The 15,249-nt window shown below is 49.1% G+C and carries 16 protein-coding genes and 2 pseudogenes; 15 read left to right on the top strand and 3 right to left on the bottom strand.

The genetic code is table 11. The features are described from left to right. Window positions 1-60: 60 nt before the first annotated feature. The 10 genes and pseudogenes from MKA69_RS18175 to flhB form a co-directional block, all read left to right on the top strand. Window positions 61-676 (top strand): annotated as a pseudogene (locus tag MKA69_RS18175) (flagellar hook-length control protein FliK); the annotation flags it as partial. Window positions 677-1,092: 416 nt separating this feature from the next. Beyond that, window positions 1,093-2,043 (top strand): annotated as a pseudogene (locus tag MKA69_RS18170) (flagellar hook-length control protein FliK); the annotation flags it as partial. Between the two features lie 34 nt (window positions 2,044-2,077). Further along, a complete protein-coding gene (gene fliL / locus MKA69_RS00740) occupies window positions 2,078-2,581 on the top strand; it encodes a flagellar basal body-associated protein FliL (protein WP_000796920.1) in 504 nt (167 codons plus the stop codon). Between the two features lie 7 nt (window positions 2,582-2,588). Continuing rightward, window positions 2,589-3,638, top strand: coding sequence for a flagellar motor switch protein FliM (gene fliM / locus MKA69_RS00735; protein WP_000130776.1), 1,050 nt, complete (start codon window positions 2,589-2,591; stop codon window positions 3,636-3,638). Window positions 3,639-3,710: 72 nt separating this feature from the next. Beyond that, window positions 3,711-4,121, top strand: coding sequence for a flagellar motor switch protein FliN (gene fliN / locus MKA69_RS00730; protein WP_001129784.1), 411 nt, complete (start codon window positions 3,711-3,713; stop codon window positions 4,119-4,121). A gap of 3 nt (window positions 4,122-4,124) precedes the next feature. Then, entirely contained in the window at window positions 4,125-4,514 is a 390-nt protein-coding gene (gene fliO, locus MKA69_RS00725; protein ID WP_001228186.1) for a flagellar biosynthetic protein FliO, read from the top strand. Next, window positions 4,492-5,391, top strand: a complete 900-nt coding sequence (gene fliP, locus MKA69_RS00720) for a flagellar type III secretion system pore protein FliP (protein ID WP_000831832.1) — start codon at window positions 4,492-4,494, stop codon at window positions 5,389-5,391. The genes fliO and fliP overlap by 23 nt, the downstream gene beginning before the upstream one ends. A 12-nt stretch (window positions 5,392-5,403) precedes the next feature. Continuing rightward, window positions 5,404-5,673 (top strand): flagellar biosynthesis protein FliQ, encoded by a 270-nt coding sequence (gene fliQ, locus MKA69_RS00715; protein ID WP_000187050.1) that lies wholly within the window; start codon window positions 5,404-5,406, stop codon window positions 5,671-5,673. 8 nt (window positions 5,674-5,681) lie between these two features. Then, window positions 5,682-6,464, top strand: a complete 783-nt coding sequence (gene fliR, locus MKA69_RS00710; RefSeq protein WP_000456296.1) for a flagellar biosynthetic protein FliR — start codon at window positions 5,682-5,684, stop codon at window positions 6,462-6,464. Window positions 6,465-6,473: 9 nt separating this feature from the next. Then, complete coding sequence (gene flhB, locus MKA69_RS00705; RefSeq protein ID WP_305847358.1) at window positions 6,474-7,604, top strand: flagellar biosynthesis protein FlhB; 1,131 nt, start codon at window positions 6,474-6,476, stop codon at window positions 7,602-7,604. Between the two features lie 7 nt (window positions 7,605-7,611). Here flhB and smrB read toward each other — a convergent pair whose 3' ends face one another. Beyond that, the gene (smrB, locus tag MKA69_RS00700; RefSeq protein WP_000041518.1) at window positions 7,612-8,172 is read right to left on the bottom strand and encodes an endonuclease SmrB; all 561 of its coding nucleotides are present in this window, start codon (window positions 8,170-8,172) and stop codon (window positions 7,612-7,614) included. A gap of 66 nt (window positions 8,173-8,238) precedes the next feature. On the opposite strand from smrB, the gene prmB reads away from it, so the two are divergent. Together prmB and aroC are read left to right on the top strand one after the other, a co-directional pair. Continuing rightward, entirely contained in the window at window positions 8,239-9,171 is a 933-nt protein-coding gene (prmB, locus tag MKA69_RS00695; protein WP_305847357.1) for a 50S ribosomal protein L3 N(5)-glutamine methyltransferase, read from the top strand. A gap of 227 nt (window positions 9,172-9,398) precedes the next feature. Next, entirely contained in the window at window positions 9,399-10,484 is a 1,086-nt protein-coding gene (aroC, locus tag MKA69_RS00690) for a chorismate synthase (protein WP_000918427.1), read from the top strand. A 94-nt stretch (window positions 10,485-10,578) separates the two neighbouring features. Here aroC and MKA69_RS00685 read toward each other — a convergent pair whose 3' ends face one another. Then, complete coding sequence (locus MKA69_RS00685) at window positions 10,579-11,202, bottom strand: trimeric intracellular cation channel family protein (protein ID WP_000927102.1); 624 nt, start codon at window positions 11,200-11,202, stop codon at window positions 10,579-10,581. A gap of 366 nt (window positions 11,203-11,568) precedes the next feature. Here MKA69_RS00685 and MKA69_RS00680 point away from each other — a divergent pair, with 366 nt between their 5' ends. The 3 genes from MKA69_RS00680 (at window position 11,569) to MKA69_RS00670 (ending at window position 13,123) form a co-directional block, all read left to right on the top strand. Next, window positions 11,569-12,099 carry an elongation factor P hydroxylase gene (locus MKA69_RS00680; RefSeq protein WP_055028014.1) on the top strand — a complete coding sequence of 177 codons (531 nt, stop codon included), beginning with the start codon at window positions 11,569-11,571 and terminating at the stop codon, window positions 12,097-12,099. Between the two features lie 35 nt (window positions 12,100-12,134). Then, window positions 12,135-12,398 carry a YfcL family protein gene (locus MKA69_RS00675; RefSeq protein WP_032469624.1) on the top strand — a complete coding sequence of 88 codons (264 nt, stop codon included), beginning with the start codon at window positions 12,135-12,137 and terminating at the stop codon, window positions 12,396-12,398. 197 nt (window positions 12,399-12,595) lie between these two features. Further along, on the top strand, window positions 12,596-13,123 hold the full coding sequence (locus MKA69_RS00670; protein WP_000690955.1) for an NADPH-dependent FMN reductase: 528 nt from the start codon (window positions 12,596-12,598) through the stop codon (window positions 13,121-13,123). A gap of 79 nt (window positions 13,124-13,202) precedes the next feature. Here MKA69_RS00670 and mnmC read toward each other — a convergent pair whose 3' ends face one another. Beyond that, on the bottom strand, window positions 13,203-15,218 hold the full coding sequence (gene mnmC / locus MKA69_RS00665; RefSeq protein WP_305847356.1) for a bifunctional tRNA (5-methylaminomethyl-2-thiouridine)(34)-methyltransferase MnmD/FAD-dependent 5-carboxymethylaminomethyl-2-thiouridine(34) oxidoreductase MnmC: 2,016 nt from the start codon (window positions 15,216-15,218) through the stop codon (window positions 13,203-13,205). Window positions 15,219-15,249 lie beyond the last annotated feature (31 nt).

Genomic DNA, 15,249 nt, shown 5'->3' with positions numbered 1-15,249 from the left:
ATATGGGGTTGCCGCCGTTGGTTACGCCTAAGTTCAAATCCCACTGTGCGAGTAGCGAATATGAATGTGAATCTCACCCCTCCGGTTGAACCGGGCAAAGTCGCCTCTGTGGCTAAAAGCGGCGCAGTCAGTACGGATACGGTAGAAACCGAAGCCTCTGGTGGCTTTTTTGCGCAGTTACACGCTCTTATTTTCGGTAGCAAAACCTCATCGGATGAGCCTGCCGCCAGTGCGACTCAGGTTGAAGACGCAGAGGTCACCGCGGATGCCGGAATGAGTTCCGACATTGAGCCAGCGTTAACGGCAGAGATGGATGACGCTTTGCTTAGCGCTACGGATCTGGACACAACCAGTGATGAAAGCACGAATGCGGCCGCGGTAAAGCCCGATCAAAAAGCGACTCCATTAGAAAAAGGAGAGGCCACCTCCGCCAAGTCTGCGCAAACCAATCAAGCTCAAGATAGCTCGAATACGCCAGTGCCGGTTTCGCTCGCTAAATGGGTTAAACCATCAGAGGCGGTCGATGATGTACAGGTCAGCGATGAGCTACAACGCAAAACCGCACAAGCCATGAGCGAGGGCGACAAAATACTTGGTCGCTTACAAGAATCTAATCAAGTGCTTTCAAAAACAAACGGCAAAACTTTGCCTGTGCAGCATGGTCAAGCGCTAGATAAACACACAACTGAGCTGGCAGAAAATGAGTCGTTATCTGCCGAAATAACTGCCCAAGCCCCATCATCGGAGGCACGTGTGCTTGCCGCGCAAGGCGCGAAGCCTACGTCTGACGAGTTAAAGAATGCGGCGGTTGCGCAAGCTAGTGAAGATGAAAAAACACAAGATGAGCTGATGGCTGCCGCGTTGTTAGGTGGCGCGATAACCGGTGTGAGTGTGGTGAAAAATCAGCCAGCAAGCACCGTCGCTGAGGATATACCAATCGATGCTACGCAAGTCGCTTCTTCCAACGTAGGGAAATCTGAAGCCGCGTTGGTTGACAATCAACTTATGATCAAAGCCAAAACACCGAGTACTGCAGCACAGGTTCAAGCGCCGGTGCATGGCATAACGCCAACGATAAACGATGCATTGACGGCTGAAACTTCGGTTGCTGAGAGTGGCAAAGTGGCGATTCCATGGGCGACACAAGCACCAACGGAACATGAACTTGCCGCAGTATCTCCAGAATTGAAAGCGCTGCTAGAAGAAGGTGGTAAAACCAAAACGCTTACCCCTAATCCGTCGGGGCAATCCATTGCACAAGGAATCACACCTGCACACTTGGCAGCGCAACAGGCGGCAAGCACCGCTGTGCCAGTAAACCCAACGGCGGTAACCCCCGTTGATATGGCTGCTCTTGCACCACAGGCTGTGGCGGTGAATCCTATGGTCAACCCTGCTTCAACCGTTAATCCAGAACTGGCAGCCAGTTCAGCGATGCTCACCGCATTAGGTGGACGTGCTTTGGCGGGGGGAGATGAGCGCCGCGTAACCAACGAATCGGGGCATGAAGGGTTAGCGCAGCAAATTGCCGCTGCTGCAGGTCAGGGTGTGGGACAAAATCAGGCATTACATCGCGCGGAATCGCAAGCCGTGCAAGCCAATGCAACCCCTTTACATCTCAATAAAGAGATGGCCGCGGATCAGCTTGCGGAACGGGTACAGGTGATGATGTCCAAAAACCTGAAGAATATCGATATTCGGCTTGATCCTCCCGAAATGGGGCGGATGCATATTCGTATGAACATGCAAGGTGATGGTGCCACCGTGCATTTCACAGTGGCGAACCAACACGCGCGTGATGCGTTAGAACAAACCATGCCAAGACTGCGTGAAATGCTAGCTCAACAGGGAGTTCAATTGGGGGATACCTCTGTTCAACAACAAAGTGCAGGACAACAACAGCGTTATGCAGGGCAAGAGCAGTCGGGTTTTGGTCAAACTGCACGCAACGAACAGCATAATAGCGAAGAAAACCTTGATACCGACGTCAAACTTGATTTGAATGTGGCAACAAAGCGTGATGGAATCAGTTATTACGCTTAAACTTATACAAAATTAACCACATACAGAGGCAATTATGGCCGAAGAAGAACAAGTTGCGGATGCCCCCAAAGGGAAAAAGAAATTGTTGATCATCATTATCGCCGCCGTGGTATTACTGGCTGGCGGTGGTGGTGCGGCATTTTTTATGATGGGATCCGGTGGTGAAGAGGCCGCAGCGCAAGCTGAGCAGAAAACAGAGCAAGCTGCGACACCTGCCGACCCTGTCTCTTACGTCAACATTGCTCAGCCGTTTGTGTTTAATGTTACGGGTGATGCAAAAGATCGCATGGTACAAATCAAAGTGCAGTTGATGGTACGGGGCAGCGAAAACGAGAATTTAGCCCGTTACCATTCCCCTTTAGTGGAAAGCACCTTGTTGGCCACTTTTGCTTCGGCGACTGTTGAACAGCTACGTACGCCTAACGGACGTATTGAATTGCGCGACAAAGCGACTGAAGACATCAAAGCGGCACTTAACCAAGCCGTAGGTAAGCCGATTATTGAAAAAGTGCTGTTTACCGATTTTGTAATGCAATAGGTGAAATGTGACTGATTTATTAAGCCAAGACGAAATTGATGCGCTGCTCCATGGTGTCGATAGTGTCGATGAGGAAGAAGAGGAATTACCCAAGTCGGTCCCCGGCGCGGTAAACTTCGATTTTTCTTCCCAAGATCGTATCGTCCGGGGTCGAATGCCGACTCTGGAGCTGATCAATGAACGTTTTGCTCGCCACCTACGCATCAGTCTCTTCAACATGCTGCGCAAAACCGCTGAAGTATCGATCAACGGCGTACAGATGATGAAGTTTGGTGAATACCAAAACACCTTGTATGTCCCTACCAGTTTGAACATGGTGCGTTTTCGTCCCTTAAAAGGCACCGCTTTGGTGACCATGGAAGCGCGCTTGGTGTTTATTCTGGTTGAGAACTTCTTCGGCGGCGATGGTCGTTACCATGCGCGGATTGAAGGCCGTGAATTTACCCCGACCGAGCGACGCGTTATTCAACTGCTGCTCAAAATCGTGTTTGCTGACTACAAAGAAGCGTGGTCTCCGGTGATGGGGGTTGAGTTTGAATACCTCGATTCCGAAGTGAACCCGAGTATGGCGAACATTGTCAGTCCGACGGAAGTGATTGTAGTCAGCTCTTTCCACGTTGAAGTGGATGGCGGCGGTGGTGATTTCCACATGGTGATGCCGTATTCCATGGTTGAGCCAATCCGTGAACTGCTTGATGCGGGTGTACAGTCAGACAAAATGGAAACCGACGTGCGTTGGAGCACCGCGCTGCGTGAGGAGATCATGGATGTGCCGGTCAATTTCCGAGTGAACCTACTGGAAATGGATATTGCGCTGCGTGATTTGATGGAGTTGCAAGTTGGTGATGTTATACCGATCAAAATGCCAGAACACGCGGTGATGTTTGTTGAAGAGTTACCGACTTACCGCGTTAAAATGGGTCGCTCCGGAGAGAAGCTCGCAGTACAAGTTTCCGAAAAAATCAAACGCCCTGATGTGGTGAAAACGGATCTCGCTTTCCTCGGCAAAGATATTATGGCCGAGTTTGAAAACGCAGAAGAAGACGAAATCGAGTAACCCGTTACACGTGATTAGGATGACCTCGCTGTCACCCAGCGAATGAAGATCAGAACCAATAGGTAGTTGAAGATGGCAAAAAGCGAAGATGAAAGATTGGCTGAAGAGTGGGCAGCAGCACTAGGTGAAGATCCGAATGCGCCCGATATTGATGTGGATGAAATCTTAGCCGCACCGCTTGAAGAGTTAAAAAATACTGCGCCACCGATCAGTGATGACGAACGCCGCAAGCTGGATACCATTATGGATATTCCAGTGACCATTTCGATGGAAGTCGGGCGTTCTAAAATCAGTATCCGTAACCTGCTGCAATTGAACCAAGGTTCGGTGGTTGAGCTAGATCGTATTGCGGGTGAATCACTGGATGTGATGGTTAACGGCACGCTGATTGCGCATGGCGAAGTGGTAGTGGTGAACGATAAGTTCGGTATCCGCTTGACCGACGTAATCAGCCAGACTGAACGTATCAAGAAACTGAGATAGCCAATGCGAAAATTGGCGGCTCTGATTCTTATCCCTGTTCCTGGGTTGGCTGCAACCAGCAGCCAACTGGATTTGGCGACCACTTTTGGGTCGCTTTTGTTCGTTATTGCCCTGATCCTTTTACTGGCTTGGCTACTCAAGAGAATGCGGGTTCCTGCCTTCGGTCAGCAAAAAGGGCTGAGTATTGTCAAACAACTGCCCGTTGGTACCCGAGAGCGGGTGATGATCATTCAAGTGGGCGAAGAGCAGTATCTGATTGGGGTGACCACTCAGTCGATTCAACTGTTGGCCAAACTCGATAATCCACTCACACAGGAGGAGCTGCCTGCAACCCCTTTTTCTAACCAGTTGATGCAGCTACTGAAAAAAAATGAAACGGACTCAAAGACTTAATTTGACCTCTTGGTTGACAACTGGGTTACTCACTTGGCTGCTCTCCGGCATGCTAGGTTTTGCTTCGCTCGCTTTTGCTGAAGAACCACTCAATACCGGAATTCCATCGACTGCGGCGGGGGCATCTTCTGTCACCGTTACCGCACTTGAAAAAGAACAAGGTAACGCCAAAACCATCGCGTTGGGCAGTAGCAGCGGGGGGAGTGGCATTCCCGCTTTCACCATGACCACCAATCCGGATGGCAGTGAAGATTACTCGATAAACCTGCAAATTCTGGCACTGATGACCATGTTGGGCTTCCTGCCTGCTATGGTCATCTTGATGACCTCATTCACTCGCATTGTGGTGGTGATGTCAATTCTGCGGCAAGCCATGGGTTTACAACAAACGCCTTCCAACCAAGTGATTATTGGTATTGCGCTATTTCTGACGTTTTTCATTATGGCGCCAGTGTTTAACCAGATTAATGAGCAAGCGGTGCAGCCTTATCTCAATGAACAGATCTCTGCGCGCCAAGCGTTTGATTTAGCGCAAGAGCCAATGAAGGCCTTCATGCTCAAGCAGACCCGAGTTAAAGATCTGGAAACCTTCGTTGAAATGTCGGGCGCTCAAGTGACTGCTCCGGAGCAAGTCTCCATGGCGGTGCTCATTCCTGCCTTTATCACGTCGGAGTTAAAAACCGCGTTCCAGATTGGTTTTATGCTGTTTTTGCCGTTTTTGATCATCGACTTGGTGGTGGCTTCGGTACTCATGGCGATGGGTATGATGATGCTCTCGCCTATGATTGTTTCTCTACCTTTTAAATTGATGTTGTTCGTGTTGGTGGATGGCTGGAACTTGATCCTGTCGACCTTGGCGGGCAGTTTTGCCTTGTAGCGGGGAAGCAACATGACACCAGAGATATTTGTCGAACTGTTCAAAGAATCACTCTGGCTGGTGCTGATTATGGTGTGTGCCATTATCATCCCTAGCTTGCTGATTGGTCTCGTGGTTGCGATTTTTCAGGCCGCGACCTCGATTAACGAACAGACACTGAGTTTTTTGCCGCGTTTGATCATCACCTTATTAGCGTTGATGTTCTTTGGGCATTGGATGACGCAAATGCTGATGGACTTTTTCTACAGCATGATTGAGCGCTTGCCGCAGGTTCTGTACTAGGAGCACTTATGGAGTATCCAGCCAGTGTCGTCCTCGATTTCATCGCTAATTATTTTTGGCCGTACACGCGTATTGCGGCCATGTTGATGGTGATGACGGTCACTGGCGCGCGTTTTGTGCCTGCGCGTGTGCGTCTTTATTTGGGGTTAGCTTTAACCTTTGCTGTGATGCCAGCCATTCCTGCTGTGCCTTCCGATATCGCTTTGCTCTCACTGCAAGGATTCATGATCACCTTTGAACAGATTGTGATTGGCATGGCGATGGGCATGGTTACCCAGTTTTTGGTGCAAATCTTTGTCATGCTTGGTCAAATTCTCGGTATGCAATCGAGCTTGGGTTTTGCCTCTATGGTTGACCCTGCCAATGGACAAAATACACCGTTACTGGGTCAGATGTTTATGCTGTTGGCCACGCTGTTTTTTCTCTCCAGTGATGGTCATTTAAAAATGATCCAACTGGTGGTGTTTAGCTTTAAAAGCTTGCCGATTGGCAGCGGCTCACTCACTACGGTCGATTATCGCGAGTTAGCCTTGTGGCTTGGTATTATGTTTAAAGCCTCACTCGCGGTATCGCTCTCAGGCATTATTGCACTGCTCACCGTGAACCTCTCGTTTGGCGTGATGACTCGTGCTGCGCCGCAGCTTAACATCTTCTCGCTTGGCTTCTCGTTTGCGCTCCTTGTGGGTCTGCTGCTGTGTTGGTACATCCTTAGCGGTTTGTATACCCATTACGAAATCTACTGGCAAGAGACGGAAGAGCAGATCTGCCGTCTTATTCGCTTGAACTGTTAGGAGGCTGATTTGGCAGAATCCGACGGCCAAGAAAGGACCGAAGAAGCCACCCCCCGAAGGTTGCAGCAGGCCAAGGAAAAAGGCCAAGTTGCACGTTCGAAGGAGTTGGCTTCTGTCTCTGTATTAGTAGTAGGTGCGGTTTCCTTGATGTGGTTTGGCGAAGCCTTAGCCCAAGGTCTATTCACGGCTATGCAGCGGCTGTTTTCGCTCAGCCGAGAAGAAATCTTCGATGTCGGGAAACTGTTCGATATCATAGGTGGGGCGCTGGTTAATTTGCTGCTACCTCTGCTGATGATTTTGATTACCTTGTTTACCGCGGCATTGATTGGTGCAGCAGGGATCGGGGGAATTAATTTTTCCGCAGAAGCGGCAATGCCCAAACTCTCCAAAATGAATCCACTGAGTGGGTTTAAGCGGATGTTTGGTATGCAAAGCTGGGTTGAACTGCTCAAGTCGATTCTAAAAGTCATGTTGGTGGCGGGGGTAGCTTTCTATCTCATCGAAGCCTCACAAAAAGATCTATTCCAACTCAGTTTAGATGTCTACCCGCAAAACATCTTCCATGCGCTCGATATCCTGCTCAACTTTGTATTGCTGATCAGCTGTTCATTACTGGTGGTGGTGGCGATTGATATTCCGTTTCAGATTTGGCAACACGCTAACCAACTGAAAATGACCAAGCAGGAAGTGAAAGACGAATACAAAGACACCGAAGGTAAACCTGAGGTGAAAGGGCGTATTCGTATGCTGCAACGTGAAGCGGCGCAGCGGCGGATGATGGCTGCACTGCCACAGGCGGACGTGATCATCACCAACCCGGAGCACTTCTCGGTCGCGCTACGTTATAAGCAAAATACCGATAAAGCGCCCGTAGTGATTGCCAAGGGCGTGGATCATATGGCATTAAAAATCCGTGAAATTGCGCGGGAATACGACATTGCGATTGTTCCTGCACCGCCTTTGGCACGAGCGTTATACCACACCACTGAGCTTGAGCAGCAAATTCCAGATGGCTTGTTCGTTGCGGTCGCGCAAGTGCTGGCGTTCGTGTTCCAGCTAAAACAGTACCGCCGTAAAGGTGGTCAGCGGCCGAAGCTCAATGAGGAGAGTATGCCGATCCCACCGGATATGCGTTACTAAAGATTCGCTATTTCTCAGGAATCGACAGCAGCACTAATAGCGCACCATCGCCACCAAATTCGAGTGGGGCTTGGTGGAACGCGAGTACATCTGGGTGCTGTGCCAGCCACAGTGGGACATTCTGTTTTAAGATGTGCTTGCCAATGCCATGCTGCACGCAAGCACAATGCACATTCTCTTTTAAGCAGTAGGCAATCATCGCCCCCAATTCGCGCTTCGCTTCTTGCTGAGTCATGCCGTGCATGTCCAAAAACACATCGGGCACATACACGCCACGGCGTAGCCTTTTCACTTCATATTTGGAGACATCACCACGCGCGTAACGCGTTGGGCCTTCATCACTCAGATGGGGCATAAACTCATCTGAGAAATAGAAATCGTTGTCGGAAGCTTCACGCTCGGTACGGCGGATTTCTTTTTGCTTGGGATTTCTGTTTGGTGCGTGGAGTATGGTATCCTGACGCAACTTTTTTACGCCCTTTACTTCGTCACGAAACAGTGAGAAATCGTCGTCAAGATTATCTTTATCATTCTTGTTATGGGTAATTCGGTGATCGTTTTTGCTCATTAGGGTGACGTGTTTTTGTTACTGTAAATGGATGACGCGGTATTGTAGCGCTTTTTGGAGGCAATTTTGGATAAGATTTTCGTTGAGGAAGCGGTTTCTGAACTGCATACCTTGCAAGACATGATTCGTTGGACTGTGAGTCGATTTAACGCTGCTAACCTGTTTTATGGTCAAGGCACGGACAACGCTTGGGATGAAGCGGTACAACTCATTCTGCCAACGCTCTATCTGCCGATTGATGTGCCTCCGCATGTACTGAATTCACGCCTGACCAGCAGCGAGCGCCTGCGTGTGGTTGAACGCGTGATCAAACGCATTAACGATCGTACTCCGGTCGCGTACCTGACCAACAAAGCGTGGTTCTGTGGTCTTGAATTCTTTGTTGACCAACGTGTATTGGTACCACGTTCGCCGATCGGTGAATTGATCCAAAACCGTTTTGAACCTTGGTTGATTGAAGAGCCAACGCGCATCATGGATTTGTGTACTGGCAGCGGCTGTATTGCGATTGCTTGTGCCAATGCTTTCCCAGAAGCCGAAGTGGATGCGATTGATATCTCGGCAGATGCTCTGCAAGTGGCCGAGCAAAACATTCAAGAGCATGGTCTAGAACAGCAAGTTTTCCCAATCCGTTCCGATCTTTTCCGTGATCTGCCACAAGAGCAGTATGACCTGATCGTGACCAATCCACCTTATGTGGATCAAGAAGACATGGATAGCCTGCCAAGTGAGTTCCGTCATGAGCCTGAACTTGGCCTTGCTGCCGGTAGCGATGGTTTGAAACTGGCACGCCGCATTCTGGCCAATGCGCCACTTTACCTGAAAGAGAACGGGGTTCTGGTGTGTGAAGTGGGCAACTCGATGGTGCACATGATGGAACAGTACCCGCACATTCCATTTACTTGGTTAGAGTTTGAAAATGGCGGCCATGGCGTATTTTTGCTGACTCGTGAGCAACTTATCGACTGTGCGGCGGATTTCGCGCTGTACAAAGACTAATCATGACACGCTGAATCGATTCCAACGCCGACCTTTGAGTCGGCGTTTTTCATGGTGCTGCTTCCACCGAAAACTTGCTTAAGGTGGTGAATAACACTATTAGCCGGTGAAAACGGTCGAATCTGGTCATTTTTAGGACTTTACATCACAAAGCATTAACGCCACTATGAAGCCACGAAGAACAGTTAATCAGTGAAACTTACGTTTCACTGTGTATTGAGGAAGTCATGGCAGGAAACAGTATCGGACAACATTTTCGAGTGACCACATTCGGAGAAAGTCACGGTATCGCACTGGGATGTATTGTGGATGGCTGCCCACCGGGGCTAGCTATTTGCGAAGCGGATTTACAAGTGGATCTCGACCGTCGTCGTCCTGGCACATCACGCTATACCACTCAGCGTCGTGAGCCGGACGAAGTCAAAATTCTCGCTGGTGTGTTTGAGGGAAAAACCACAGGCACATCGATTGGGCTATTGATCGAAAACACCGACCAACGTTCCAAAGATTATTCAGATATCAAAGATAAGTTCCGTCCCGGACATGCGGATTACACCTATCATCAAAAATACGGTGTACGTGATTATCGCGGTGGTGGCCGTTCATCGGCGCGTGAAACCGCCATGCGTGTCGCGGCGGGAGCGATTGCCAAAAAATACCTACAGCAAGAATTTGGCATTGAAGTGCGTGCTTACTTGTCGCAAATGGGGGATGTCGCGATTGATAAAGTGGATTGGAATGAGATTGAAAACAACGATTTCTTCTGCCCTGATGTCGATAAAGTTGCTGCCTTTGACGAGCTGATCCGTGAGCTGAAAAAAGAAGGCGATTCGATTGGCGCGAAAATCCAAGTGGTTGCTACAGGCGTTCCGGTTGGATTGGGTGAACCTGTGTTTGACCGTTTGGATGCGGATATTGCCCATGCGTTGATGAGCATCAACGCAGTGAAAGGGGTCGAGATTGGTGATGGTTTTGATGTCGTGCACCAAAAAGGCAGCCAACATCGTGATCCTCTCACTCCACAAGGTTTCCGTTCTAACCATGCGGGTGGCATTTTAGGTGGCATTTCTAGCGGGCAGGATATTGTCGCCAATATCGCCCTGAAGCCGACGTCTAGCATTACCGTGCCGGGCGAGACGATTGACGTCAACGGTGAGCCAACCGAGCTTATCACCAAAGGTCGCCATGACCCTTGTGTCGGCATTCGCGCCGTACCGATTGCAGAAGCTATGTTGGCGATTGTGCTGATGGACCATCTGTTGCGTCATCGTGGTCAGAACCACGGTGTCATGACGGCAACACCGAAAATCTAGCTTTATCTTTAGAGTTCATAGCTTTAAATGCAACAACGCCCTCAATCGAGGGCGTTTTCATATCCACTACTTACCAAGTAAAGATAAGGAATGGTTAGTGAATCGAGTTCTCAGCTTCCAAATGGAAAGAGGGGAGACGCCATTTAAAACGTACTGCAGCCATACGCAGAGTGTAACCGACCACGAGAGTTACCACGGTACTCACTACGTCGCTCACCCCAAATTCCAGTAGGGTCAGATACAGTCCCGATGCCAATAGAGCAATCGACGCATACAACTCTTCATGCAATACCAAGGGCGGCTGACGGCAGATCAAATCGCGTAGCAAACCACCAAACACACCAGTCACAACCGCAGATACCAAGCAGATGCCTGGGTGTAAGCCCATGCGCATTGCCACTTGTGTGCCGATGATCGAAAACACAATCAGCCCTAGCGCATCAAGACGAATAAATAACCCTTTAAGCTTGATCACCCATTTGTAGACCCAAGTGGTCAGTACACCTGCTACACAAGTAATCGCCAGATACTCAGGATTCTTTACCCAACCTAAAGGGTAGTGACCTAGCAAAATGTCGCGCACAGTGCCACCACCAATCGCGGTGGCGCTGGCGACCAGCATGACACCAAACCAGTCCATTTTGCGACGGCCCGCACTCAAGGCTCCGGTCATGGCTTCCGCCGTGATCCCAATGACATACAAAATACTTAGCAGCATGTATCACCTCATTTAACAGCAGAGGATATACTCTTCCTACTTGAAGTTGCAGCGGTGTTGGCTGCGTTCACTCCTCCTAATCACATAGCTTATCTATGCTCATAGGGATGAGTTCACTTACCGCCTACCTGCAACGCCAAGTAGTTTGGTATAGAAAAATTAAGGCGAAATTCTAGAGTTTATCTTAGAGAATAAACAATGATTTTTTATAAGGTGAAGGTGTTATTAATTAGTAAAACTAATGACTTAATGGCTAGGTTAACTCATTAGTTCCCCGCGTAGATACCTTCGGTTTGCGGTTTAGTTCTTTACCCGATGGAAAAAAATCTCCAGAATGCACGCCGTCACTCCTATTTTCCATGCACTATGAACCATCAATACCAAGACTTAATTGACATTTTCAACCAGACTTTTTACTGCGACTACAACACCAAATTAGAGTTAGGTGGTGATGAGCCGATCTATTTACCGGCCGATGAGCAGATCAGTTATCACCGGATTGTTTTTGCACGTGGCTTTTATGCCTCTGCTTTGCATGAGATTGCCCATTGGTGTGTTGCCGGGCCGCAGCGACGTTTGCTCGAAGATTTTGGTTATTGGTATGAACCGGATGGACGTACCGCGCAAGTACAGGCCGAGTTTGAAAAAGTGGAAATTCGTCCACAAGCTTATGAATGGATTCTAGCGATGAGCGCCGGCTTTCCCTTTACCGTGAGTTGTGACAACCTCAACGGAGATTTTGAGCCAGACCGTCTCGCATTTATGACCAAAGTCCACCGTGAAGTGCTCAATATTCTTGAACAAGGTTTGCCGTTGCGAGTCAAAATGCTGTCGGATGCGTTGCGCGCTTTTTATCACATTCCGGCTTTGCAGCCAGAGCACTTTATTGTTAAATGACCGATTGAAAAATGGTACGAGATAACGAGAACCTGATGATTATCGAATTCGAAGAAAAACTTCTGGAACTGATTGATACACAAGTAGAAAATGCATCTAGCGATGAGCTGTTTGCGGGTGGTTATCTACGTGGACACATTTCACTTTCTGCGGCGCAGTGTGAAGAGGATGGGATCACCGAACTTGATGTGCTCAAGCAACGCATTGAACAAAGTTTAGAGGCTGCGCGCTCAGAGTTGAGCCCTGCCGACCGCGCGATTGTGGCTGAGCTTTGGCAGCAGCTGGCCGCGCAAGCGTAACCCAACCATCCGGTTTTATCGCGAAAGCTACTATCAGCAAAGCAAGGCTTTCGCGATTCTCCTCGTTTTTGCTCAACTCTCCAGTGCTAAAAGTCAGTTGTTCAAACTTTCTGAACAACTAAGTAAAAAAATCAGGATTGTTGCTCATTCATTTCCCGACTAATCTTGCTCTAACACTAGTCAGGGGATACCACACCATGAAAATCATTGCTTTCGGTGCCAGCACCAGCTCAACTTCAATCAATAAAGCGCTTGCCACTTTTACTGCAAATCTGATTGATGGCGCACAAGTCCAAGTGCTCAACATCAACGATTACTCTGTACCTATGTTTAACGAAGATCTGGAAAAAGAGATCGGCCAAGCAGAAGGTGCTCAAGGTTTCTTGCGCGATCTGGCTCAAGCCGATGCATACGTTATCTCTTTTGCTGAGCATAACGGCCATTACCCAGCGGCGTACAAAAACTTGTTCGACTGGGCAAGCCGTATTAATCGCGCGATGTTTGGTGATAAACCAGCGGTGTACCTGTCTACTTCTCCAGGCCCAGGTGGTGCACAGTCAGTGCTTGCCGCGGCAACGGCTTCAGCGCCTTTCTTTGGTGGAAATGTGAAAGCTTCCGTTTCGGTGCCTAGCTTTTATGACAACTTCGATCTCGAACAAGGTGTTGTGACCAATCCTGAGATTGTTTCTGAGCTCAAAGCTGCCGTAGCTAAACTCAGCGCCTAAGTAAAAAATTGTCCATTAAGTCCTAAATGAATAAAGCCTCGCAGTGCGAGGCTTTTTTGATCAGCGTTGATAGCCTTTATCAGACTTTTTGTGTGAGCGCTTTTCCTTTGCGCAGCTTTCGTACCCACATGCGGCAAGGATGCAACTGTTCCAACAAATCGACGCCCAATGGCAGAGGATCACCACACATTTGTGAAGCGAGAAGTTCTGCTATGAGTGGTGCGCTACTTAAACCGCGCGAGCCGAGCCCGACAGACGCATAAAGTTGCGGATAGAGTGGAATAGGCTCAGGTTCTGCTTGCTGAGCTAAATCTCGGTATTGCTCAGTAATTTTGGTAAATTGGCCGACATTGCCGACAAAAGGCAGATGATCGCGGCTGACACAGCGTACGCCTTGGCGTGACTGATTGCCGCTGACATCCACTTCTAATGGCCAGGTTTGCTCCGGCAAGCAGTGAATCAGCTTTTGCGCATTTTCGCGTTGTGCTTGCGGATCAAAAGTCGCATCAAGGTGCTGGCGATCATAACTTGCCCCAATACAGTGATGTCCATTTTGTTGGCTAACGGGAGTCATATAGCCATCGTAGCAAAGTACGCTGTTGATTTTGCTCAGCGTCTCTGTTGTCGGGATGTGGCTCACTTGGCCTTTCACTTTGCCAAGCGGTAACTCTGCGGTTTGTGTCACGCTGTCAAACTGATGGCCACTGGCAATCACTACGCACTGATGCTGCATTACCTTATCGGCGCAGTGTAACTGCCACTGCTGTGTCTCTGACTGCCAAGTCAGGGCATCAATCGAAGTGGAATAATGCGCGGTGAGCTTGCCTTGCAGCGCTAAAAGATGGATTAAGCCTTGAGTCAGCTCAGCTGGGCAGAGCCAGCCACCAAGCGGATAATGCACACTGGCTTGATCCACTGGCACGCCGACTTGTTGGTTGGTTTGCTCTGCGGATAAACTATGTACTAATTGTTCTGGGAAATCGCCTTCAAGCATGCTGGAGAGTTTTTGGGTGGCCTTTTCATCCCACATTAATTGGGTAACACCGCACCAATCGTGGTCAAAGGTTATCTGCTCCGCCGCTTGTTCAATAAATTGACGCGCAAACAGAAAGGCTGGAGCAAACACTCGTGATACAGCGTTGTGATCGCCACTGAGTAGTGGATAGACCGCGCCTTGTCGGTTACCGGATGCACCTTGCGCCGGTTTTTGATCTGCGCAATAAAGAGTTACTGCGATACCACGTTTGGCTAGTGTTGTCGCGAGTGTTGCACTGGCAACGCCACCACCAATAATTGCTACATCTCGTAGGTCGTTGGTGGCTTCAATACGAAATTCGGGCGTAATATTGGTGTACGGAACCTTCTCATTCAGACTGCCGGCAATCATTTCGCGCTTAGTGCCAAAGCCTTTGACCTTTTTCATCGCAAAACCCGCGTCAATCAAGCCACGGCGTACAAAGCCAGCCGAAGTAAAGGTAGCGCAGGTACAACCGTTTTTCGCCAGTTTGGCCATACCTGCAAACAGGTTTGGGTTCCACATTTCTGGATTTTTGCTTGGGGCAAAACCATCGAGGAACCATGCATCCACTAAGCCTTGCTCTTGTGTCGCCACTTTCGGCAGGCAGTCTTTGATATCCCCAAACCAGAGATCGAGCGTGATGAGTCCATCATCCAACACAATCCGTTGGCATTCTGGAATCGCTAACGGGTAGTGCTTATGCAGTTTTTGCGCGAATTGCGCCAGTTCCGGCCATGCTTGATGCGCTTGAATTAAATCGCTTTTACTGAGCGGGTATTTTTCAAAACTGATGAAATGCAGCTCTTTGAGTTTGGCCTCGGGATTCGCTTCACGAAACGCGACAAACGCTTGCCACACTGCCAGAAAATTTAGGCCGGTACCGAAGCCGGTTTCTGCAATCACAAATCGCCTTTGGTCATCATTGTGCCATCTTTGTGGGAGATGATTCTGCTCAAGGAATACATAGCGTGTCTCGGCCAAACCATTGACGTTAGAGAAATAGACATCGTCAAATTGATCAGAGACAGGGGTTCCGGCGTCGTTCCAGCCAAGCTGGGCGTGTGAAATGGATGACATAATGAACAAATTCTATGAAATCAGGCTGAAT

The organism is Vibrio sp. AH4, assembly GCF_030710545.1.
In the GTDB taxonomy this organism is placed as follows: domain Bacteria; phylum Pseudomonadota; class Gammaproteobacteria; order Enterobacterales; family Vibrionaceae; genus Vibrio; species Vibrio metoecus.
This window is presented reverse-complemented; position numbering and strand designations above follow the sequence as displayed.

What these genes read in the sequence shown, in the direction of transcription:
- fliL (WP_000796920.1), top strand. Translation starts at nt 2,078, where the DNA reads ATGGCCGAAGAAGAACAAGTTGCGGATGCCCCCAAAGGGAAAAAGAAA.
- fliN (WP_001129784.1), top strand. Translation starts at nt 3,711, where the DNA reads ATGGCAAAAAGCGAAGATGAAAGATTGGCTGAAGAGTGGGCAGCAGCA.
- fliO (WP_001228186.1), top strand. Translation starts at nt 4,125, where the DNA reads ATGCGAAAATTGGCGGCTCTGATTCTTATCCCTGTTCCTGGGTTGGCT.
- fliP (WP_000831832.1), top strand. Translation starts at nt 4,492, where the DNA reads ATGAAACGGACTCAAAGACTTAATTTGACCTCTTGGTTGACAACTGGG.
- fliQ (WP_000187050.1), top strand. Translation starts at nt 5,404, where the DNA reads ATGACACCAGAGATATTTGTCGAACTGTTCAAAGAATCACTCTGGCTG.
- fliR (WP_000456296.1), top strand. Translation starts at nt 5,682, where the DNA reads ATGGAGTATCCAGCCAGTGTCGTCCTCGATTTCATCGCTAATTATTTT.
- smrB (WP_000041518.1), bottom strand. Translation starts at nt 8,172, where the DNA reads ATGAGCAAAAACGATCACCGAATTACCCATAACAAGAATGATAAAGAT.
- aroC (WP_000918427.1), top strand. Translation starts at nt 9,399, where the DNA reads ATGGCAGGAAACAGTATCGGACAACATTTTCGAGTGACCACATTCGGA.
- MKA69_RS00685 (WP_000927102.1), bottom strand. Translation starts at nt 11,202, where the DNA reads ATGCTGCTAAGTATTTTGTATGTCATTGGGATCACGGCGGAAGCCATG.
- MKA69_RS00680 (WP_055028014.1), top strand. Translation starts at nt 11,569, where the DNA reads ATGAACCATCAATACCAAGACTTAATTGACATTTTCAACCAGACTTTT.
- MKA69_RS00675 (WP_032469624.1), top strand. Translation starts at nt 12,135, where the DNA reads ATGATTATCGAATTCGAAGAAAAACTTCTGGAACTGATTGATACACAA.
- MKA69_RS00670 (WP_000690955.1), top strand. Translation starts at nt 12,596, where the DNA reads ATGAAAATCATTGCTTTCGGTGCCAGCACCAGCTCAACTTCAATCAAT.
- mnmC (WP_305847356.1), bottom strand. Translation starts at nt 15,218, where the DNA reads ATGTCATCCATTTCACACGCCCAGCTTGGCTGGAACGACGCCGGAACC.